The organism is Streptomyces sp. NPDC037013 (assembly GCF_055607265.1).
Genome location: NZ_JBVJRV010000004.1, coordinates 644471 through 664293, shown reverse-complemented (window position 1 = coordinate 664293; position 19823 = coordinate 644471). Strand labels below are relative to the sequence as shown.

Here is a 19823-nt window from a genome sequence, read left to right as displayed (position 1 = left end):
CATGGCCGCGGCCAGTCCGCGAAAAGGTGCCTGGTGGCGTTGAAAGACTCCCTAAGCCTTTCCGTAGAGTTCTCAGCCCACTGAATCGAGCATCCGGGCGGTGTGGACCCGCCCGGCATACTCGACCAGCCGTATCAGCACCTCCTTTCCCGAGTCGCGGTCCCTGGCATCGCACAGCACCACCGGTGTCCCCCGGTCGAGATCCAGGGCCCGTGACACGTCATGTGCGCCGTACGTACGCGTGTGGGCGAAGCAGTTGACCGCCACCACGAACGGAATGTGGCGGTGCTCGAAGTAGTCCACGGCGGGGAAGCAGTCCTCGAGCCGCCGGGTGTCCGCGAGCACCACGGCTCCGAGAGCGCCCTGTGACAGCTCGTCCCAGAGGAACCAGAAGCGGTCCTGGCCGGGGGTGCCGAACAAGTACAGCGACAGCCCCGCACGGATGGTGATGCGACCGAAGTCCATGGCGACGGTCGTGGTGGTCTTCCGGTCGACGCCCTCTGTGTCGTCGACCGACTGCCCCGCCTCGCTCAACAACTCCTCGGTACGCAGGGGGCGGATCTCGCTGACGGCGCCCACCAAGGTGGTCTTGCCCACCCCGAAGCCGCCCGCGACCAGAATCTTCAGCGCCATGGGAGCGTTCTCGGCGGCCACGGCTTCAGAGTGCTCGGAGACCATCGATCACCTCTCGGAGGATCTTTTCGTCGGGAAGCTGTGCGGGCGGCACGGGTCGGCTGACCTTGACGCGGCCCATCTCAAGGAGGTCGCCGAGGAGCACCCTGACCACGCCCACGGGCAGATCGGCGCCGGCGGCGAGTTCGGCGACGGACTGTGTCTCGGCACGGCACAGTTCGATGAGTGTCCGGTGTTCGGGTCCGAGTGCGGCGGGATCATCGGGCGCGGACGTGGTGGTGTCCAGCGTCACGAGCGCGATGAGGTCGAAGCGGACACCGCGCGGTCCCGGCCTGGTCCGGCCGCCCGTCATCGCGTAGGGCCGGACCAGGGGCCCGGCTTCGTTGTCGTACCACTGACTGCCCGGTCGTCCCGGCATGTCGTTCATGTCCGGGGTCCATGGGTACCGGCCGTCCTCGGTCATGGCTTCGACCGCCCTCGGTCATCCGGCAGTCGGTGGTCGCTCGGCGATGCGGGCGGGGGTGTACAGGTGCTCGCCCACCCGCTTGACCATGCGCGCCATCTCGTACGCCACGAGACCGATGTCGGCCGTCACGGAGGTGAGCACGGCAAGGCAGGAGCCGTCACCGGCTGCCGCGACGAACAGGAAGGCGTCGTCCATTTCGACCATGGTCTGACGTACCCCGCCCGCCCCGAAGTGCCGGCCCGCCCCCTTGGCGAGGCTGTGAAAGCCCGATGCCACGGCGGCCAGGTGCTCGGCGTCCTCGCGAGCCAGACCGGTCGAGGCTCCGACGGGCAGTCCGTCGTTGGACAGCACCACCGCGTGCCGTACCTCTCCCACTCGTAACACCAAGTCGTCCAGCAGCCAGTCGAGTTCTCCGGTGCGTCCTGTGGGGATGCTCTGTTCCTGGATCATGCGGGGTCTCCTTCGCTGCTGGCTGTGCCCGGTACGGGCCCCGGGCGGGCCGGAGCGGAGCCGCCGGTTCCGGGGAGCGGGCCGCCCCCGCGTGCCCAACCGTCGCGGTAGGCGGTCATGCGGTCGCGCACCTGCTCGGGGGTGCGCTCTTCGCCGCCCCTGGTTCGTGCCGCCGTGCCGGTCGCGGCCGTGGGGGTTCGTTCGCGCAATTGGGGAGCAAGACTCGCTTGGCGTACGCGGCGCGGCAAGTCGTCCACCGTGTCCTCGACATCGGCGCCGGCGACGTCGAGAGGGGGCGTGTCGGCGGGAGAGCCAATGTCGGCCGGGGCGGAAGATGAGGGCTCCGGAGTGCCGGCGGTGGCATGGCCCCGGTGCAGACGCAGCGTGGTCACGCCTGGCGGGGTCGGCGCGCCGGCGGCTGCGGCCAGGGCCGGCCGGGATGCGGGAGCCGCAACGGAGTCCGGGGCGGTGTGGTGATGTGATGCGCCCGGCACGCGCGCGTGCTCCTCGGCAGGGACGGCTCCGGGCGGTACCCGGCGGACCTTTTCAGGGCGTGCCCCCGCGTCCCCTACCGCGTCACTGTGCAGAAGCGCGGTGGGCAGCAGTACGACCGCCGTCGTTCCACCGTAAGGGGACGTGCGCAGATGCACCTTGATCCTGTGGTGGGCGGCGAGTCTGCTGACCACGAAGAGACCCAGCTGATCACTGTCGAAGAGATCCAGCGCCTCGGACTGCTCGATGCGGCGGTTGGCCTCGGCCAGCGTCTCCGGGCCCATGCCGAGCCCGCGGTCCTCGATCTCCAGGGCGTAGCCGTTGCCCACTGGCTCCCCGCTGACCCGCACCTTTGTGTGGGGCGGCGAGAACTGGGCCGCGTTCTCGACGAGTTCGGCCAGGAGATGGGTGAGGTCGGCCACCGCTGTGCCGAGGACCGATGCGGGGGGGAGTTGTCGTACCTCCACGCGCGCGTAGTCCTCCACTTCCGACACTGCCGCACGCACCACGTTCGTCAGAGAGACGGGCATGCGCCAGGCTCGTCCCGGCGCGGCACCGGAGAGGATGATCAGGCTCTCCGCGTGGCGCCTCATCCGGGTGGTCAAGTGGTCCAGGCGGAAGAGGTCGCTGAGCTCGTTCGGATCGTCCGCCCTGCGCTCCATGGTGTCGAGCAGGTTGAGCTGCCTGTGGACGAGGACCTGGGTTCTGCGCGCGAGATTGACGAAGACTCCGGAGATGCCGCTGGCGAGCTCCGCGCGTTCGATCGCCGCGCGCAGAGCGGCCCGATGCACGGTGCCGAGCGCCTCGGAGACCTGTCCGGTCTCGTCCTCCGCAGGTGGGCCCGGAGGCGCTTCGGCCCGGATGTCGATCTCCTCTCCGGCACGCAGTCTCCGCATGGCATTGGGGAGTTTGCGGCGGGCGATCTCCAAGGCTCCGTTGCGCAGGCTCACGAGCTCGACGACGAGTCCACGGCCGATGCGTACGGAGATGACGAGTGACGCGGCGACGGCGACCAGCCCGAACAGGACCGCGGCGCCCGCGGGGGTGAGCACGCCGTGAGCGAGCGGATCGGCGCGGTTCGCGGCACGACGGCCCGCCCCTTCCTCGATCGCCCGGAGCTCGTCCCGCACGTCTGCGTAGCCCTCGTTCCAGGCACCCTCCGGGGCGGCGGTGAGTGCCTTGCGGCCTGGCTCGGCCAGCAGCACCTTGTCCTCGGCCGCGCGCACGACTCGGTAGGCACTGCTCTTCACGAGTCCGTACCAGGCGGCCCGTTCGGGGCCTTTCAGGTCCGCGACGGCCGCTTCCGTCAGTGTGCGACGGGTTTCGACAGCTCCGGTAAACAGCCGGAGCCGCTCACCGCCCAGCGAACGGTCCACTCGGGCAGCAGCCAGTACGGCGTCCTCGCGGGCCAGCATTTCGCCTGCCCTGGAGAATTCGAGCAGCACGCGCGCGTGGGCACCTTGCACCGCGTCCTGCATGCCGGTGAGCGCGCCGCCGACGGCGAAGGCCTGACCGATGGTCTTCGTATACCGGCCGTACGTCGCGTCCCACCCCGTGCGTCGAGCCAACACTCCGGTGCGCAGGGTGTGCAGGTCCTCGACTCCGGCCACGAATGTCGCCAGCCGGTAGGCCACGCCCTTGGGAAGCCCCGCCCCATCGGCGACGGTCCGGTCATCGCCCAGGCGCAGCCTTGCCACAGCGCGGTCGGTCCGCCCCGCCTGCCTGCGCAGCGCGTCACCGCGGTCGGCGTCGGGGTCGGCCGCGTAGCGTACGGCGGCGACCCGTTCGGCCTGGAGCGCGGCGACGGCCGCCTCGACCGGTGTGCGCACGACCGCGTCGACGTGCTGTACCTGGCGCAGACGCGCGACGTCTTGCGCGGTGCTGACGGTCGCGTACCCCCACAGCGCGAGCAGCGAGACGACGGGCACCATCAGGAGGCAGACGATCTTGGCGCGCACGGTGCGCGGCCGTATCCGCCACCACCCCACGCGCGCGGGTGCCCTGGCCGGCGACCGAACGGTGAACCGATTCTCTGGGTCGGCGTGTTCGTCCGCGGGCGGGCCCGCGTGAGCGCGTCGACCGCGCGCCTGCGGACCCGAAGGCGGTGGGGCCGCGCCTGTGGAGGGCTCGGGGGTGCTTCGGGGGATGTCCATGGCCTCCTCGCTCGGGTGGGTACTTGTGTGCGGCCAGGTCGGCTCGGCCGTCACCCGTGGGCCGCGTCCGTGACCGGTCGCTGAGCGGACGCGGAGGCCTCGTGCTCGCTCGTGGTCGGGGAGAGCGCGACGAACGCCGAGGTCAGGAAGAGGTAGGACCCGAGGCCCACGGCGAGGGGGAAGATGGACTGCATCGTCGTGGCCCCGGGCAGTGCCGCTTCGGAGGGGGCGACGCCCACGCTCACCGCGAACATTCCGGTGTAGTGCATGCTGCTCACCGCCCCGCCCATGACAAGTGACGCCCCGGCGACCGCGAGCGGGGACTTGATGTTGAGACCGGCCCACAGGGCGGCGGTGGCGGCGACGACGGCGATCACTACGGAGAGCCCGACCAGCACCGGGTCGTACCGCACGTCGCCGTGTAGACGGAGCGCGGCCATGCCCAGGTAGTGCATGCTCGCGACGCCCAGCCCTGTGGTGAGTCCGCCGAGTGCGAGGGCGCGGCCGCGGTCACGCCCGTATCCGACGGCGAAGACGCCGGCACCCACGACCGCCACCGCCACCAGGAGGCTGAGGATGGTGAGAGGCACGTTGTAGTGGATCTCCGTGCCGGTGACTCCGAAGCCGAGCATGGCGACGAAGTGCATGGTCCAGATGCCGGTGCCGAGAGCGGATGCGGCGGTGAGGAGCCAGTTCCTGCGCGAGCGGCCCGACGTGCCCAGCGCGCGGACGGTGCAACGCAGGCCGAGAGCGGCGCCGATGCAGGCCATCGCATACGACAGCACGGGTGTCAGCCAGCCGAAGGTGGCGTGGTCCAGGTGTCCCATGGCCCCGGGACGCTAGTCCGAGGAGGGGCGCACAAGAGGGGCGCATTTCGAAAGCTGGTGGAATATGACAGAGAGAGGGCCTGGAACGACCGCGTCACGCTCGAACGAGTGCGCCCAACGCGCGTGCGGCTCTTGCGGGATCATGGGATCCATGAGCGACGACCACACGAAGGTGCAAGAGTTCTTCACCGCCCGCGCGGCCGACTGGGACGCCCGTTTCCCCGATGACGGGCCCGCCTACGCGGCCGCTGTCGCCGAACTCGCACTCCGTCCCGGCTCCACCGTGCTCGACGCCGGCTGCGGCACGGGCCGGGCGCTGCCGGCCCTCAGAGCCGCCGTCGGGCCTTCGGGCGTGGTGCTCGGCGCCGATCTGACACCGGCCATGCTGCAGGCCGCGAGAACCGCGGGAAGGCACCACGAAGGGCAGCTGCTCCTCGCCGACGTGGCCCATTTGCCGCTGCGCACGCAGGTCCTGGACGCCGTGTTCGGCGCCGGCCTGATCGCCCATCTGCCCGACCCGGCGGAGAATCTGCGGGAGTTGAGGCGTGTGGTGCGCCCCGGAGGACTGCTCGCCCTGTTCCATCCCATTGGCAGGGCCGCGCTCGCGGCGAGGCAAGGACGGCAGATCACTCCGGATGACCTGCGGGCCGAGGCCAATCTCGGCCCGCTGCTCGCGGATTCCGGCTGGCGCATGACGTCCTACGTCGACGAGGACGCCCGCTTCCTCGCTCTGGCGGTGCGCGAGGACTGAGGAGACGGCGTCCTCGCCGACCACGTCAGGAGCGTCCGGCGACCGCGGCGACGAATGCGTCCGGGTTGTCGAACATGACGTTGTGTCCCGCTCCCGGCACGGTCACCACCTGCACTCCGGACGCCTCCAGATCCTCCTGGCCTGCTAGTTCACCGCTGGCGGCACCCTGTAGCCAGACGCGGTCGACGGTGAGCTCCGTGAGCATCCTTCGCATCGTCGGCCGGGTACCGGAGACAAGCCCCGTGGCGCTCCGATGAAGGGCGAGGGGGTCCGTGAGGCGCATGGTGGCCGCCCACGCGGGGCCGACTCGGTCGAGCACGCACGCATAGCCGCCCCCTTCGACGAAGTCCTCTTCGGTGTATGAGGCGATCTCGCTGCTGGCCGCCGTCGCGGGCGGGTTCGGGTCGAGGTTGGCCTCGGTGAGAACCAGTCTCGACACCAGGTCGGGACGACGGTGGGCGAGCACGATCGCGATGGAGCCGCCCATGCTGTGCGCGACGATCTCCGCCTTGACCGAACAGGCTTCGTCCAGAACCGCGGCCAAAGCGTCCGCGTGGTCCGCCAGCGTGTAACCGAAGTCGGCGGGACGGTCGCTGAGGCCGTGCCCGGGGAGGTCCACGAAGAGTGAACGCCGACCCGCCAGTTCGGGTCTGGCGGCTATGTGCGCGTGGTAGGCCGCGGATGCCGCGCCGAGGCCGTGGACGTACACCCGCGCCGGTTCGACGCCCTCGACCTCGGTCCACCGCACGCGGCTGCCCTGCTCATCGAACCGCACCTCGCGCATCGCCGTCCCCGCTTCCATCGCCGTCTCGTCCGTCCCGCCCGCGCCTCTCAAGGAGCAAGACTCGCGGAACTATACATCGTGACCGATGTATTACGGCGCGGAGGTACTGACGGAACGAAGGGGCGCGTGGGGCAGAATGCGGCTCATGCTCGAACTGGCCATCCTCGGATTCCTCTACGACGCCGCCCTGCACGGCTACGAGCTGCGCAAACGCATCACCGCGCTGACCGGGCACGTGCGTCCCGTCGCGGAGAGCACGCTGTACCCGGCCATCAAGCGTCTGGAGAAGGCCGGGCTTCTCGCCCGTGAGACTCAGCCCGGCGCGGTGGCGGCACCGCGCCATGTCTTGAGTCTCACGCCCGAAGGCAGGCAGGAACTGCGCAAGCGGCTGGCGGAACCGGCGCGGGCCGACATCACCGACGAGAATCGCTGGTTCACGATCCTCGCCTTCCTTCGTCATCTGGAGGACGAGACCGCGCAGGCAGCAGTGCTGCGACGACGGCTGACGTTCCTCGAGGAACCCGCCAGCTTCTTCTACGAGGGCGAACGGCCCTTGTCCGCCGAGGAGCTCGACGACCCCTTCCGGCGCGGCATCCTCACGATCGCCCGCGCGACGAGCCGGGCCGAACTCACCTGGCTCCGCGAGACCTTGGAATCCTTGGAATCACTCGTCGGGAACGAGGGCTGACTCGCCGCCGTGCACGACCGGACACCCGCGGACGCCGGGCACGGGGAACGAACCGAGTTCGGCGACTTCGTAGCCGTCGGGGTAGCCCTTGATCTCCCTGTTCTGCCGTGCGTAGTGCGGTGTGGAACGGGGTGGCATGAGTCGCACCGTGCGCCCCCGGAGCCGCACGGCACCCCGGACCAGCGAGCGAGTGAGCGTGCCCGGCGGGTCGTACCGGAACGCCCGCAGCAGCGGCTCATCGAGCAGTGCGAGCGTCGCACCGCGCAGCAAGGGCGCCAGCGGGCGCGGATACCACGAGGCCATCAGATCCAGCGTCGCGTCGGACACCGCGCGAGCCCCTTGATCCCAGCCGAAGTGGGCCTCTTCGTAGTCATCGAGGCAGTTCTCGAACTCCTCGTACGAGCCCGGGATCTCCTTGATGCCCAGGTGCCGACCGAGGGTGCGGTAGTAGGCAGCAGCGGCCGCCGCCTCGTGCCGGGAGAGCCTGCGCCAGCCGTAGGCGTCGATCCACCGCTTGGGCACCACCACGAACGTGCACAGCACGTAGCGCATGTCGTCGTTGCTGATGTCGTAGCTGCGGTGCATCTGGTTGATGCGACGGATGGCGGTGCGGCCCGTTTCGCTCGTGAAGCCGTGCTCCACGACAGCGTCGAGAAGCAGCGCCGTGTCGTCGTACCGCTTCTGCGTACGGTCTGTCAGCTCAGCCGTCTGCGCGAGGAGTCGGCCAATGCTGGGGACCGCGTACGTGCGGTACAGCGCGAGTTCAAGTGCACGTGTGTAGTCCCAGGGAAATTCGAGCGTCGTGGTGAGTCGGTAGATCTCGAGGAAGTCCCGCTCAGGGTCGAGGCGCCGAATCTGCTGGAGCCGCTCGAAGCGCTTCACCGCCGGATTTCCCTTTCTGCCGCCGAAGCACTAACTCTACGTTGGGAAACGGCAGATGGAGCCGACGGCGGCTGCATCCGGGGGGAAGGTGGGGCACATGTTTGATGCACTCCGTAAGTTCTGGCGCGGCAAGAAGCCGGCCGGGGACGAAACCGGGCGGGCCCGAACCCCCGGCAGCCCCAAGCGCACGCACAATCTCTTCGAGGCGGCCGCCGTCTATGTGGCGGCGTGTGCCGAGGACGACCAGGAGGCGATGGACGAGGCCACGGGGTGGGTCTCACCGGAGGCACTGTCGTTCGGCGTCAGCGAGCTCGCGTGCCGCGCCATCATTGCCCTCGCGCGTGAGCGTGACGAGTCGCCGGGAGAGGTGGCCCGGTCACTCATGGGGCTGCCCGCTGCGTGAGCCCGCGGTGCGCCCCGTCGGCCGAACAAGGTGACCTGTCGATGAATTTCCTGGTCATCCACCCCTCGACGATCTCTGGGACAAGTGGTTAGGGTGCGCCGACAGGTGAAGCGATGGGGAGGCTGGCATGGCCGGGACGGACGACGCTGTCGCCGCCGATGACGACGCGCTGTACGTACTGACGGCGGTGCTGCTGACACCCGCGAAGTTCCCCAGCGTGCTGGGCAACGACTATCCGGAGGCATGCGCGGCGCTCGGCCTGGCACCGCTGGCGGCGGGGTACGGCCTGGTGCTCGGCCAGGACAGCGACGGCGCCCGCTGGACGAGCGACGGCGCCCGCTGGACGGTGGTCGTCGACGACGTGTCCCTCGTGGCCGTGGCCATCGCTTCGTGGGACTGCGGCATGGAGTACGACCTGTCCCCCGACGAGCGCACGGTGGTGACAGCGCTCCCCGGCTGGCCTCTCGCGGTGGCCGTGGCGGCTCCCGGCGTGCCCGCTCCGCATGACCCCGAGCCGGGCCCCGACGATGTCGACGTGACACCGCTCGCGCCGCCGGCGTCGGACACCTGGGGCCCGGCGCAGCGCAGGCTCGGCGCCGACGAGATAGCACTGCAGTGGGCGGCTTGGCGGGCACAGATCGACGACGCCGACTTCGCGACGGACGGCACGCCGGAGGATGCTCCGACGGACGGGCTCCGAGAGAGCTCTGAGGGCGCCCCCAGAGCTGAGGGTCTCGACGCGGCGCCTCTGACCGGCGTACGACGTGTCCTGGCGGAAGCCCGTGCGTACGTGGAGGCACCACCCCCGCTGGGACGGGTGCGGTCGTCCTTCGCATCGGGGGACGCACGGACTCTGCGGGCCGACGGCCCCGGCTGGTCCATGGTCGCCAGGACCGACGACATTGCGTTCGTACTGCTGGACGAGGAGCCGGGAGAGGTGCTTCCGGTGGGGCGGGGGCAAGAGCTTCCGGCGCTACTTGAGGCCCTCGACAAGATGGCGGTCCGCCCCGCCTAAGCACCTCCCGAGTACCGCCGACGGTTCGGCCCTCTACTGGACAGGCGCGCACCACCCCAGCGCTCACGGAGGCCGCGGCCTCAGATGGACGTCGAAGGCGCGCTCCGCTGAAGCCTCAGCGGCCTATCTCCTTGCGGGTGACGCGTCGCAGCCTGCGCCGCTGACCTGAGTCGAGCGTCAGATAGGCCGCCACGGGGACTCCCAGCACGATCAGGAATGCGGCCCACCAGGGCAGCCAGATCAGCAGGATGAGTCCGGCCGCCACACCTCCTGCGGCGATCTTCGCGTTCTTCGACATGTGCGTCGCCTCCTCCGCGGCTTCTGCCGCTCTCTGTCCTGGAAAACGGGTTCTGGCCTCCCACGGTTCCTCCCGGCGACCCTGAGAGAGCCCTGAACCGCGACCCCTAATGGTCGCGGCCCGCCGGGCCACCGCCCACCGGACGACTCACGCCGGATCTCCTCGCCTACTCGACGCGGAGAGGCTCACCGACTTCGTACATGTGCCGCAGTACCTGGCGGTAGGAGTCGACGAAGCCGGCTTCCGTGTAGGACATGCCCACGGCGGCACAGTGGGCGCGCACGGCAGGCTGGACGAGCCGGAGGTTCGGGCGGGGCATGCTGGGAAAGAGATGGTGCTCGATCTGGTAGTTGAGCCCGCCGAGGAACCAGTCGGTCACCACACCGCCGCGGATGTTACGCGAGGTCAGCACCTGACGCTGCAGATGCCCCCAGCGCTCACCGTCCGGGTCCGGCATTTCCATGCCCTTGTGGTTCGGGGCGAACGCCAGGCCGAGGTGCAGGCCGAACAGCGCCTGGTGGATCGCGGCGAACGCGATCGCGTGGCCTACGGGCATGGCGGCAAGCAGCAGCGTCACATAGCCGACGAGGTGAGCGACCAGCAGCAGGCCTTCCACCACGCGCTCGCGCCGATCCTGCCGGCGCAGGTCCTGGAAGCCGTAGATCTTCATGGCGATCCCCTGGAGGAGCGTCAGGGGGAAGAAGAGCCAAGCCTGGTTGCGGGTGAGCCAACGGCGGAACCCCACACGGACCCTGGCCTGCTTGCTGGTCCACACCAGGACGTCGGCGGCGACGTCGGGGTCCTTCTCGATGTGGTTCGGGTTGGCGTGGTGCCTGTTGTGCTTGTCGTTCCACCAGGCGGAGCTCATGCCGAGCAGGAGATTGCCGTGCACGAGGCCGATGGCGCGGCTGAGGCGTCGATTCCCGGATATCTGTGAATGTCCGGCGTCGTGGCCTATGAACGCCGTCCGCGCGCACAGGACGGACAGCACGGGGGCGAGCAGCAGCACCCACCATGACGTTCCGAGGAGGAACATGCCGACGCCCACGGCTGCGAGAGCCATCGCGTTGATCGCGATGGTGCGTGCGTACCAACCAAGGCGACGGCTCAGGAGGCCCTGCTCCTTGACCGTGCGCAGCAGCGGCGCGAAATCACTTCCGGCAGGGGGCCTGCCGGTCCTGTCCGGTGAACGTTCCGCGACTGCGGCGGCCTGGGGCATGGTGGGACTCCGAGTTTCGACGGCAACGGGCTGACCTCGTAAAACGTACGGATCGGTGGCCCTGTGCAGCCATGAAGGCACCACCCGTGTACGCCCGGGGGCCAGCACCGCCCCACAGGGGGGTTGGCTACACCCCCCTCGACCCGAAGTGACCTGAATCACCAACAAATGACCCCACTCGGACCCACGAAGTGCTGTACTCTCGGCCGCTCCGGTCGCAGTAGTCAAATTTGAGGAATGCGCTATCGCCGTGCACAGGCCCCGTGTTGTGTCCGACTCCGAGATCTCCGAACTGTCCCGCTGTTCCGTGCTCTTCGTACCTGCCGACCCTCCGCGCGACGGATGCGTCGCCTTTTGGCATGACGACGAGGCCGCCCTGCCCGATATCGCCGACGGCTCCTGCGAAGAGCTGACGCTCGCGGTCAAGGGTGACGCCGACGTCGAGCTCACCACCGTGCCTGCGGTGCTGCTTTCCGTACGCTCCGCGCTGCCGGTCCTGACGCGGGCGCGTGCCACGACAGGGACGCACCCCACCGGTGCCTTCTGGGGGGCCGCAGGAGTGCTGGCCCTGCAACTGACCGCTCGCGGGCTGCTGTTGCCGGGCCTGACGTCTAGTGCTCACGACGCGTGGCGTGCCGGGCCGCTCGGCGCCGAGGATCTGCAACGGCTGCGCGAGCTGTCCGCGGCGATGCCACCGGCGGCCCATGCGCTGCCCTTGGCCGATGGTGCGCCGTTGCGGCTGCCCGAACCGGAGCGCCTGCTGCGCCAGTTCCTCGATGCCGTGGCCGACACGCTCCCCCGCTCCCCCGCCGCGTCGGCGGCGGCCGGTGGCCCCGTCTTCGCCGCGCGGGAACCTCAGCATGTCCCGGAACAGCGTGCCTGGGCCCTGGATGTGGCGGCCGGCCATGACGCCGGGGTCCGGATCTCGTTGCGTGTGGAGATTCCCGGTCTCACCTTGGTCGCCGACGACGGCACCCGTCTGCCGTTCCGCGCGGTCCTGCAACTGCACAGTGTCAGCGATCCCACGCTCGTGGCGGACGCGGCAGAGGTGTGGACCGGCGCGGGCACCCCGGAGGAGGCCTTCGGGCCACGCGCCCGCATGGATGCCCTCCTTGCGTTGCGTCGCGCCACGCGCGCGTGGCCGCCGCTCTCTCCCCTGCTCTCGGCCGGCGTGCCCGACGCCATCGAGCTGGCCGACGAGGAGGTCACCGCCCTTCTGGGCGAGGGGGCCCGGATGCTGGCCGCCGCGGGCGTCGACGTGCACTGGCCCAGGGAGCTGGCCCGCAATTTCACCGCGCGTGCGGTGATCGGTCCGCCGGACGACGAAACGGGCGGAGACCGGAGCGGCGACTCCAGCAAGCTCTCCTCCGATACGCCGTCCTTCCTCTCCGCCGACGCGTTGCTCGCCTTCAACTGGCGTTTCGCCCTGGGTGACGAGCAGTTGACGCGCGCGGAACTGGACCAGCTCGCCGAGGCCAACCGCCCGGTCGTGCGCCTTCGCGATCAGTGGGTACTGATCGATCCGGCCGAGGCGCGCCGTGCACGTGATCGCCATGACCACAAGGTCACCCCCATCGATGCGCTCAGTGCGGCGCTGACCGGCACCGCCGAGATCCAGGGCGAGCGGGTCGACGTACAGCCGACCGGATGGCTCGCGACCCTGCGTGAGCGCCTCGCCGATCCCGAGGGCATGGAGCCGGTCGGACAACCCCCGGCGCTCGCGGCCGAGTTGCGCGACTACCAGCTGCGCGGCCTGAACTGGCTGGCGCGGATGACCTCGCTCGGACTTGGCGCCTGCCTCGCCGACGACATGGGACTCGGCAAGACGATCACGCTGATCGCGCTGCACCTGCACCGACAGGCGCAGGAAGACTCGGCCGGGCCGACGCTGGTGGTCTGTCCGACGTCGTTGATGGGCAACTGGCAACGCGAGATCGAGAAGTTCGCGCCCGGCACCCCCGTCCGCCGCTTCCACGGCGCGCAGCGCAATCTGGACGGCCTGGCGGACGGCGAGTTCGTCCTGACCACCTACGGCACGATGCGACTCGACACGGACAAGCTGGGCCAGGCCACCTGGGGCATGGTCGTCGCCGACGAGGCACAGCACGTCAAGAATCCGTACTCGGCCACGGCCAAGCAGTTGCGCGCCCTCGGGGCACGCGCGCGCGTGGCGCTGACCGGTACTCCGGTGGAGAACAACCTTTCCGAGCTCTGGGCGATCCTCGACTGGACGACCCCCGGGCTGCTGGGCAGACTCGGCACCTTCCGTACCCGCTATGCCAAGGCGGTGGAGGGCGGCTCGGACCCCGCCGCCGCCGAACGGCTCGGGCAGCTCGTGCGCCCGTTCCTCCTGCGCCGTCGCAAGTCGGATCCGGGGATCGCTCCCGAACTGCCCCCGAAGACGGAGACCGACAGGGCCGTCTCCCTCAGCGCGGAACAAGCGGGCCTCTACGAAGCCGTGGTGCGGGAGACGCTTGCGGAGATCTCCGGTGCCGACGGCATGGCCCGCAGGGGCATGATCGTCAAGCTCCTCACCGGGCTCAAGCAGATCTGCAATCACCCCGCGCAGTACCTCAAGGAGGACCAGCCCAGGATCCCGGGCCGCTCCGGAAAGCTGGAGCTCCTGGACGAGTTGCTCGACACGATCCTCGCCGAGGGCGCGAGCGTGCTCGTCTTCACCCAGTACGTGCAGATGGCGCGGCTCATCGAGCAGCATCTGGCCGCGCGCGGTGTCGCCACGCAGTTCCTGCACGGTGGCACGCCCGTAGCGGCGCGCGAGGCCATGGTGCAGCGCTTCCAGGACGGCGAGGTCCCCGTCTTCCTGCTGTCCCTGAAGGCGGCGGGTACGGGATTGAACCTGACGCGCGCCGAGCACGTCGTGCACTACGACCGCTGGTGGAACCCCGCCGTCGAGGCGCAGGCCACCGACCGCGCGTACCGGATCGGGCAGACCCAGCCGGTGCAGGTGCACCGGCTGATCGCGGAAGGAACGATCGAGGACCGCATCGCCGCCATGCTCCTGCAGAAGCGGGAGCTGGCGGACGCCGTCCTCGGATCCGGCGAGTCCGCTCTCACCGAGCTGACCGACGCCGAACTGTCGGATCTGGTCGAGCTGCGAGGGGGCACCCGATGAGTGACATCCATGACGAGACGTTCGGTGCGGACGGCGACCCGCGCGCGGGCATGCACGCGCAGGAGCGCACGTTCGCGCCGCTACCGCCCGCACACGGCCGCGGGTTCGCGCAGAGCTGGTGGGGACTTGCCTGGCTGAAGGCGCTCGAGGACACGGCGCTCGACCTGCAGCAGCTCAAGACGGGGCGCCGGCTCGCGCGCGCGGGTGCCGTGGGCGCGGTCTCTGTACGCCCCGGGCGGATCACCGCGGTCGTCAAGGACCGGGACGGCACACCGCACCGTTCCGACGTCCTGCTCCAGGAACTGACTTCGGAGGAGTGGGACCGCTTCCTGGGGATGGCCGTCGAGCGGGCCGGGCACATCGCGGCTCTCCTCGACCGTGAAATGCCCCCGCATCTCGTGGAGGACTCCGCGGCTGCGGGCGTCGAACTCCTGCCGGGCATCGGCGACCTGGAGCCGGAGTGCGACTGCGACGCGTGGGACCACTGCGGGCACACGGCCGCACTCTGCTACCAGGTGGCGCGCCTGCTCGACGAGGACCCTTTCGTGCTGCTCCTGATGCGCGGACGCGGTGAGCGGATACTCCTGGACGAGCTACAGGTCCGGAGCGTCGCGACGAGCGACGCCCCCGAGCCACTGGAGGAGGCCCAGGAGCCCGCAGAAGAGGGCGTCAGCGCCGCGGAGGCCTACGCGGTCGGGGCGATCCTCCCGCCGCTGCCCGCGCCCCCTCCGCTGCCCGCGGAGCCCGGCCTGCCACCGACACTCGACACGGAGGCGGAACCTGCCTCGGGCCTCGATGTGCGCGCGATCGAGTTCGTCGCCGCGCAGGCCGCCGCCGAGGCGCACAGGCTGCTGGCCGACGCGCTCTCACCCTCGCACGGAAGCCTGCCTGTAGAGGCCGAGTTGACCAGGGGTGAGGACGCGGTGCGGTTGGCGGCCGGTCAACCCGACTCCACGGTCGAGACGCGCCTCGCGGCGGTATCCGAACGCGGCCCGGAGGGCCTTGCTCTCGCCGTGCGGGCCTGGGAGTACGGGGGCCGGGCGGCGCTCCACGTACTGGAAGAGGCGTGGACGCCGCACGAGGAGGCCCTGGCACGCGCGCGTGCCGCACTGGACGCGGCGTGGGACGAGGACGAGCGTCCTCGCCTGCGTGCGACCGACAACCGGTGGACCGTGATCGGTGCCGACGCGCAGCTGCGCTACGGGCAGGACGGCCGCTGGTGGCCCTTCCGCAAGGAACATGGCCGATGGGCTCCTGCGGGGCCGGCCGCCCACGAGCCGGCGACAGCGCTGGCAATGGCCACCGGAAGCGAGTGACAGGGCTCCGCAGCTATTGGAGAGGGACAAGGCGGGCCAGGGGCGGCGTGTGGCCGAAAGCGCACGGCGCCCCCGGCGCGTTTCCGTCAGGAGCTCGTGCGCCGGGAACACCGGCGCACGCACTCACCCTGGCCAGCGATTGAGCACGGCTATGTCATCGGCGAGCGTGGATCTGGTCGGATCAGGGAGGTCTGACCGCAAGAGCCTTACGGGGCTCATCAGCGGGGCATCGGATTCGTCAGTCCAGTCCGCGCGACCTATCTGAAGGGGGATGGCTTGGGCACCGCGCCCCTCGGGTGCTGATCGGACCGATGGTTGGCGGCGGCGCCTCCTGCCCCTCGCAGGAGGCGCCGTCGATGCGTCTCCCCCAGTTCACCTGACAGCCCCCTCGTGTTCGTGCCGACGGCCAAGTCTGGCCGCTGTCAACCGAACCCGTGCCCCAGGAGGCCCGATGTCCCCGCACACCGCCCGCAAGGGCCGCGTACGCCGCTCCATGGCGTTCGGCGTGCCCCTCGTGATCGCCGCCACCCTCACAGTGGCGGCCACCGCGAACGGCCGACAGGTGAGTGGCGGCCACGGCGAGGCGCGCGTCACCGGGACAGCGACTCTCGGGAACATCCCCCTCGGTCACTTCAGCAACGCGCTGCTCCCGGGCACTGTGAAGAACGACCGTGGAGTGGACCTCGGCGGCATCGGCAGCGACCTCTACCCGGCAGGGCGCAAGGGTGAGTTCTGGACGGTGACCGACCGGGGGCCCAACGGCCAGATCAAGGTGGACGGCAAGAAGCGGCGCACGTTCCCCGTCCCCGGTTTCGACCCGGCCATCGTGAAGATCCGGGTGCGAGGAGGGAAGGTCGGGGTCGTCTCCGCGCTGCCCCTGACGACCTCGTCCGGAAGGCCCGTCTCAGGCCTGCCCAACCAGGAGGGCCGCGACGAGGTCCCGTACACCTACGACGCGCGGGAGCGCATCTCGTACGACCCGAACGGTCTCGACACCGAAGGAATCGTGCGGGCGTCGGACGGCAGCTTCTGGCTGGTCGACGAGTACGGCCCCTCGCTCGTCCACGTCTCCGCGCGCGGGAAGGTCATCAAGCGCTACGTCCCCCGGGGGCTGAAGCTGCGGGGCGCCGACTACCCGGTGGTCGAGGCCCTCCCGGGCATCCTGCTGCATCGCAAGGCGAACCGCGGCTTCGAAGGGCTCGCCCAGCTGCCTGGCGGCGACCTCGTGATGGCCGTGCAGAGCCCTCTCTCCGTGCCGGACGAGAACGCGGGCGACGGCTCGCGCACCACCCGGTTGCTGCGCTTCTCACCGAAGAAGCAGGCTGTCACGGCCGAGTATGCCTATCGTTTCGACCCCGTCGGTGTCGTCGACCCCGGTGAGGACGACACCTCAGAGCTGAAGATCTCCTCCCTTGTCGCCATCGGGCGCGACCGGCTGCTCGTACAGGAGCGCACCGACAGAGCCGCACGGGCGCAGACGGTGACGCTCAACCGTCGCGCGGACATCCTCGGCGGCCCCTGGGACAAGGCCACGACGCGGCCCTCTCTGGAGCAGCTGGACGACCCGGCAGCCTCTGGAGTGCCCGTCCTCGCCAAGCGTCTGGTGGTGGACCTGAATTCCGTCGAGGACGTGCCCGACAAGATCGAGGGTGTGGCACGAGTCGACAACCGCACCCTTGCCCTCATCAATGACAACGACTTCGGGATGAGTGACGGGCCTGAAGCCTTCGACAAGCAGGGTCGCCTTGTCGACAGTGACATCGAGACTACGGTGACCTACGTCCGACTGCCCCGGAAGTACTGACTCGGCGGACCGACCCGGAAGCTCTGATCTGTTCGAACTGGGCTGCCGCGCGGGGCGTAGGCGGACTGCCCTTGACGCTGCCCGGCTACGACTGCGTGGCTTTCGCGCATCCGTCCCCGGAGGGCGCGCCCTCTCCGACCGGCGCACTGCGGTCGTACGGGTCGACCTCCCTGTCGGGATCGTCCGCCCGGCGGTGCGTGTCGAAGGGCGGGGTGAAGTAGCCCGTGTGGGCACCGCAACCGCCGTTGGTCATGTCGTACTTGTACGAGACGATCGAGAACGTGCCCGGCTCGGTGACCACCTTGTCGGGGTCGTCCCAGCTCAGGACCATTTCACGCCGGACGATCGTGCGTACGATCTCGTCGCCGCCCGCGCCCGCGCGGGTGACCGGGTAGACGAAGGTGACGTCGGCGGTCACCTGGAGCCCGCCTCGCTTGCCCTCCCCGTAGGTGAGCCGGCCCCGGGTCTTCACAACGTCGCCGACCAGGTGCGTACGAGAGGGCTTGAAGCGGCTGAAGAGGAGGAGGGGGTCGCTCTTCTCGCTCGGGGCCCGGAAAGCGGTTCCCAGGAAGGCTTGGACGTCCTTCTGGTGCGGGTTGATCAGTGCGATCGCCTTCTCGGGGCGCTCGCCCCGCAGCACCCCGCGGTCCAGTCCCGACGCGACGAGGAAGTCCCGGCTGCGGGCGAGGGCCCGGTCCACCTCGGCCTTGCTCATCCAGCCCACGGCCTTGGCCTTCGGCACGGTGATGCCCGCCGCGCCATTCGCCCAGGCCGCCGCCGGTGACCCGCGGAACGGCTTGTCCCTCGTGGGACGTTGGGCCGGCTCTACCGGGGGTGCCTGAGTCGGGCGGCCGCTCTCGGCCGCCAGCGGCGAGGAGTCGGAGTCGTCGCCGGAGAACAGGTCCAGCACGCGCCCCGCGGTGCGAGAGCCACCGCCAGGATCACCAGCGCGGCCAACAGCCCGGCCACGTACCGGCCCGTGCGCCGCTTGGGATGCGCGGGCGTGTAGGTGCGCCAGCCCTCCTGGCCTCGGCCGGGCTCCGCACGCAGTCGCCCGGCCACGTCGCGGGCGCGCGCAGAGGGCTCCTTGGGCGCGTCGGCGGTACCCGCCACCGACTCGCGCAGAAACCGCTCCCACTCCTCGTCGGACATGGACGAGCCACCCGGCTCCGTACCCGTACCCATCCCCAAACCCCCTGGCGATCAACAGCCCACGCCCCCACTCCCCCGGGAAGCGTCCGCATCATGACACAGAGCGCTGACACCGAGACCGGCCGGGCGCACGGTAGGCCGCCGGGGGGCAGGCCGGCGAAAGCGTGGAGGTCAGCCTCGGACGCCCAGCAGGTGCTCCATGGCCAACTGGTCGAGGTGTTCGAACGCCATTCCACGCTCTGCGGCCGCCGCCACGTCGAACGCCTCATAGGCGCTCCTGTCGGCGAGCAACCCGGAGAGCCCGTCGTCGGCGGTGGGGACGGCCAGTTCGTCCAGGCGCGCGGCGCGCAACGCCTCGCGCACTTCGGGGTCGGCACGGAAGGCGGCCGCACGCTCCCGAAGGATCAGGTAGTTGCGCATGCATCCCGCTGCCGACGCCCACACCCCTTCGTGGTCCTCCGTACGCGGCGGCTTGAAGTCGAAGTGGCGTGGCCCGTCGTAGCCTCCGCGCTCCAGGACGTCCACCAGCCAGAAGGCGCTGCGCAGGTCGCCCGCGCCGAACCGCAGGTCCTGGTCGTACTTGATGCCGGTCTGGCCGTTCAGGTCGATGTGGAAGAGCTTGCCCGCCCAGAGTGCCTGGGCGATGGAGTGCGGGAAGTTCAGGCCCGCCATCTGCTCGTGGCCCACTTCAGGGTTGACACCGAACAATTCGGGGTGCTCCAGGCGGTCGATGAAGGCGAGGGCGTGTCCGACGGTGGGCAGCAGGATGTCACCGCGCGGCTCGTTCGGCTTCGGCTCGATGGCGAACCGCAGGTCGTAACCCTGGGCGGTCACGTACTCGCCGAGCAGATCGAACGCCTCCTTCAAGCGGTCGAGGGCGGGGCCGACGTCCTTCGCGGCACCGGACTCGGCCCCTTCCCTGCCTCCCCAGGCCACGTAGGTACGCGCGCCCAGTTCCACCGCGAGGTCGATGTTGCGGATCGTCTTGCGCAGCGCGTACCGCCGGACGTCGCGGTCGTTGGCGGTGAACGCGCCGTCCTTGAAGACGGGGTGGGTGAAGAGGTTCGTGGTGGCCATCGGGACCACGAGTCCAGTGGCGTCCAGCGCCTGCCGGAATCGCTTGATGTGCCCCTCGCGCTCCGACTCGGATGCCCCGAACGGAATCAGGTCGTCGTCGTGGAACGTCACTCCGTAGGCGCCCAGTTCGGCGAGGTGCCGCACTGAGTCTGCCGGGTCGAGCGCGGCCCTGGTGGCGTCTCCGAACGGGTCCCTGCCCTGCCAACCGACGGTCCACAGGCCGAAGCTGAACTTGTCCTCCGGAGTGGGCTGGTAGTTCATGTGCGGCTCCCTCACCTAT

General features: G+C 70.0%; 17 protein-coding genes and 1 pseudogene. 7 read left to right on the top strand and 11 right to left on the bottom strand.

Annotated elements, in window-relative coordinates; translation table 11 throughout:
- Positions 1–72 precede the first annotated feature (72 nt).
- Genes ACZ7DY_RS17515 through ACZ7DY_RS17495 form a run of 5 tightly spaced genes read right to left on the bottom strand, consistent with a single transcriptional unit; the run spans position 73 to position 5021 of the window.
- On the bottom strand, positions 73–678 hold the full coding sequence (locus tag ACZ7DY_RS17515) for a GTP-binding protein (RefSeq protein WP_471136004.1): 606 nt from the start codon (positions 676–678) through the stop codon (positions 73–75).
- Positions 659–1060 carry a DUF742 domain-containing protein gene (locus ACZ7DY_RS17510; protein WP_471136002.1) on the bottom strand — a complete coding sequence of 134 codons (402 nt, stop codon included), beginning with the start codon at positions 1058–1060 and terminating at the stop codon, positions 659–661. The genes ACZ7DY_RS17515 and ACZ7DY_RS17510 overlap by 20 nt, the downstream gene beginning before the upstream one ends.
- Before the next feature lie 54 nt (positions 1061–1114).
- Positions 1115–1549 carry a roadblock/LC7 domain-containing protein gene (locus ACZ7DY_RS17505; protein WP_471136000.1) on the bottom strand — a complete coding sequence of 145 codons (435 nt, stop codon included), beginning with the start codon at positions 1547–1549 and terminating at the stop codon, positions 1115–1117.
- On the bottom strand, positions 1546–4194 hold the full coding sequence (locus ACZ7DY_RS17500) for a sensor histidine kinase (RefSeq protein ID WP_471135998.1): 2649 nt from the start codon (positions 4192–4194) through the stop codon (positions 1546–1548). Before ACZ7DY_RS17500 ends, ACZ7DY_RS17505 begins: the two co-directional genes overlap by 4 nt.
- A gap of 50 nt (positions 4195–4244) precedes the next feature.
- On the bottom strand, positions 4245–5021 hold the full coding sequence (locus ACZ7DY_RS17495) for an MHYT domain-containing protein (protein WP_471135995.1): 777 nt from the start codon (positions 5019–5021) through the stop codon (positions 4245–4247).
- Positions 5022–5172: 151 nt separating this feature from the next.
- Between ACZ7DY_RS17495 and ACZ7DY_RS17490 the strand changes: the two genes are divergently transcribed.
- Positions 5173–5772, top strand: a complete 600-nt coding sequence (locus ACZ7DY_RS17490) for a class I SAM-dependent methyltransferase (protein ID WP_471135992.1) — start codon at positions 5173–5175, stop codon at positions 5770–5772.
- A gap of 25 nt (positions 5773–5797) precedes the next feature.
- Here ACZ7DY_RS17490 and ACZ7DY_RS17485 read toward each other — a convergent pair whose 3' ends face one another.
- Positions 5798–6556 (bottom strand): alpha/beta fold hydrolase, encoded by a 759-nt coding sequence (locus tag ACZ7DY_RS17485; protein ID WP_471136690.1) that lies wholly within the window; start codon positions 6554–6556, stop codon positions 5798–5800.
- 145 nt (positions 6557–6701) lie between these two features.
- Here ACZ7DY_RS17485 and ACZ7DY_RS17480 point away from each other — a divergent pair, with 145 nt between their 5' ends.
- A complete protein-coding gene (locus ACZ7DY_RS17480) occupies positions 6702–7244 on the top strand; it encodes a PadR family transcriptional regulator (protein WP_471135990.1) in 543 nt (180 codons plus the stop codon).
- On the opposite strand, the gene ACZ7DY_RS17475 is transcribed toward ACZ7DY_RS17480, so the two are convergent.
- Positions 7221–8126 (bottom strand): oxygenase MpaB family protein, encoded by a 906-nt coding sequence (locus ACZ7DY_RS17475; RefSeq protein WP_471135988.1) that lies wholly within the window; start codon positions 8124–8126, stop codon positions 7221–7223. The two genes, ACZ7DY_RS17480 and ACZ7DY_RS17475, sit on opposite strands and share 24 nt — an antisense overlap.
- 97 nt (positions 8127–8223) lie before the next feature.
- Between ACZ7DY_RS17475 and ACZ7DY_RS17470 the strand changes: the two genes are divergently transcribed.
- On the top strand, positions 8224–8529 hold the full coding sequence (locus ACZ7DY_RS17470; RefSeq protein ID WP_471135985.1) for a hypothetical protein: 306 nt from the start codon (positions 8224–8226) through the stop codon (positions 8527–8529).
- 127 nt (positions 8530–8656) lie between these two features.
- A complete protein-coding gene (locus ACZ7DY_RS17465; protein ID WP_471135982.1) occupies positions 8657–9544 on the top strand; it encodes a hypothetical protein in 888 nt (295 codons plus the stop codon).
- A gap of 115 nt (positions 9545–9659) precedes the next feature.
- On the opposite strand, the gene ACZ7DY_RS17460 is transcribed toward ACZ7DY_RS17465, so the two are convergent.
- The gene (locus ACZ7DY_RS17460; protein ID WP_471135979.1) at positions 9660–9842 is read right to left on the bottom strand and encodes a hypothetical protein; all 183 of its coding nucleotides are present in this window, start codon (positions 9840–9842) and stop codon (positions 9660–9662) included.
- Positions 9843–10008: 166 nt separating this feature from the next.
- Positions 10009–11061, bottom strand: a complete 1053-nt coding sequence (locus tag ACZ7DY_RS17455; RefSeq protein WP_471135976.1) for a fatty acid desaturase family protein — start codon at positions 11059–11061, stop codon at positions 10009–10011.
- Between the two features lie 268 nt (positions 11062–11329).
- Between ACZ7DY_RS17455 and ACZ7DY_RS17450 the strand changes: the two genes are divergently transcribed.
- The 3 genes from ACZ7DY_RS17450 to ACZ7DY_RS17440 all read left to right on the top strand — a co-directional run bounded on the left by ACZ7DY_RS17450 (position 11330) and on the right by ACZ7DY_RS17440 (position 17314).
- Entirely contained in the window at positions 11330–14194 is a 2865-nt protein-coding gene (locus ACZ7DY_RS17450) for a DEAD/DEAH box helicase (protein WP_471135974.1), read from the top strand.
- Entirely contained in the window at positions 14191–15510 is a 1320-nt protein-coding gene (locus ACZ7DY_RS17445; RefSeq protein WP_471135972.1) for an SWIM zinc finger family protein, read from the top strand. Before ACZ7DY_RS17450 ends, ACZ7DY_RS17445 begins: the two co-directional genes overlap by 4 nt.
- A gap of 451 nt (positions 15511–15961) precedes the next feature.
- A complete protein-coding gene (locus ACZ7DY_RS17440) occupies positions 15962–17314 on the top strand; it encodes an esterase-like activity of phytase family protein (protein WP_471135970.1) in 1353 nt (450 codons plus the stop codon).
- Positions 17315–17399: 85 nt separating this feature from the next.
- Here ACZ7DY_RS17440 and ACZ7DY_RS17435 read toward each other — a convergent pair.
- Together ACZ7DY_RS17435 and xylA are read right to left on the bottom strand one after the other, a co-directional pair.
- Positions 17400–18499 (bottom strand): annotated as a pseudogene (locus ACZ7DY_RS17435) (hypothetical protein).
- A gap of 138 nt (positions 18500–18637) precedes the next feature.
- Positions 18638–19804 carry a xylose isomerase gene (gene xylA / locus ACZ7DY_RS17430; protein WP_471135968.1) on the bottom strand — a complete coding sequence of 389 codons (1167 nt, stop codon included), beginning with the start codon at positions 19802–19804 and terminating at the stop codon, positions 18638–18640.
- Between the last annotated feature and the right edge of the window lie 19 nt (positions 19805–19823).

Excerpts from the sequence above, each read along its gene's own strand:
- ACZ7DY_RS17495 (WP_471135995.1), bottom strand. The coding sequence starts at position 5,021 with ATGGGACACCTGGACCACGCCACCTTCGGCTGGCTGACACCCGTGCTG.
- ACZ7DY_RS17440 (WP_471135970.1), top strand. The coding sequence starts at position 15,962 with ATGTCCCCGCACACCGCCCGCAAGGGCCGCGTACGCCGCTCCATGGCG.
- ACZ7DY_RS17485 (WP_471136690.1), bottom strand. The coding sequence starts at position 6,556 with ATGCGCGAGGTGCGGTTCGATGAGCAGGGCAGCCGCGTGCGGTGGACC.
- ACZ7DY_RS17510 (WP_471136002.1), bottom strand. The coding sequence starts at position 1,060 with ATGAACGACATGCCGGGACGACCGGGCAGTCAGTGGTACGACAACGAA.
- ACZ7DY_RS17515 (WP_471136004.1), bottom strand. The coding sequence starts at position 678 with ATGGTCTCCGAGCACTCTGAAGCCGTGGCCGCCGAGAACGCTCCCATG.
- ACZ7DY_RS17465 (WP_471135982.1), top strand. The coding sequence starts at position 8,657 with ATGGCCGGGACGGACGACGCTGTCGCCGCCGATGACGACGCGCTGTAC.
- ACZ7DY_RS17500 (WP_471135998.1), bottom strand. The coding sequence starts at position 4,194 with ATGGACATCCCCCGAAGCACCCCCGAGCCCTCCACAGGCGCGGCCCCA.
- ACZ7DY_RS17445 (WP_471135972.1), top strand. The coding sequence starts at position 14,191 with ATGAGTGACATCCATGACGAGACGTTCGGTGCGGACGGCGACCCGCGC.
- ACZ7DY_RS17455 (WP_471135976.1), bottom strand. The coding sequence starts at position 11,061 with ATGCCCCAGGCCGCCGCAGTCGCGGAACGTTCACCGGACAGGACCGGC.
- ACZ7DY_RS17480 (WP_471135990.1), top strand. The coding sequence starts at position 6,702 with ATGCTCGAACTGGCCATCCTCGGATTCCTCTACGACGCCGCCCTGCAC.
- ACZ7DY_RS17505 (WP_471136000.1), bottom strand. The coding sequence starts at position 1,549 with ATGATCCAGGAACAGAGCATCCCCACAGGACGCACCGGAGAACTCGAC.
- xylA (WP_471135968.1), bottom strand. The coding sequence starts at position 19,804 with ATGAACTACCAGCCCACTCCGGAGGACAAGTTCAGCTTCGGCCTGTGG.
- ACZ7DY_RS17470 (WP_471135985.1), top strand. The coding sequence starts at position 8,224 with ATGTTTGATGCACTCCGTAAGTTCTGGCGCGGCAAGAAGCCGGCCGGG.
- ACZ7DY_RS17460 (WP_471135979.1), bottom strand. The coding sequence starts at position 9,842 with ATGTCGAAGAACGCGAAGATCGCCGCAGGAGGTGTGGCGGCCGGACTC.
- ACZ7DY_RS17490 (WP_471135992.1), top strand. The coding sequence starts at position 5,173 with ATGAGCGACGACCACACGAAGGTGCAAGAGTTCTTCACCGCCCGCGCG.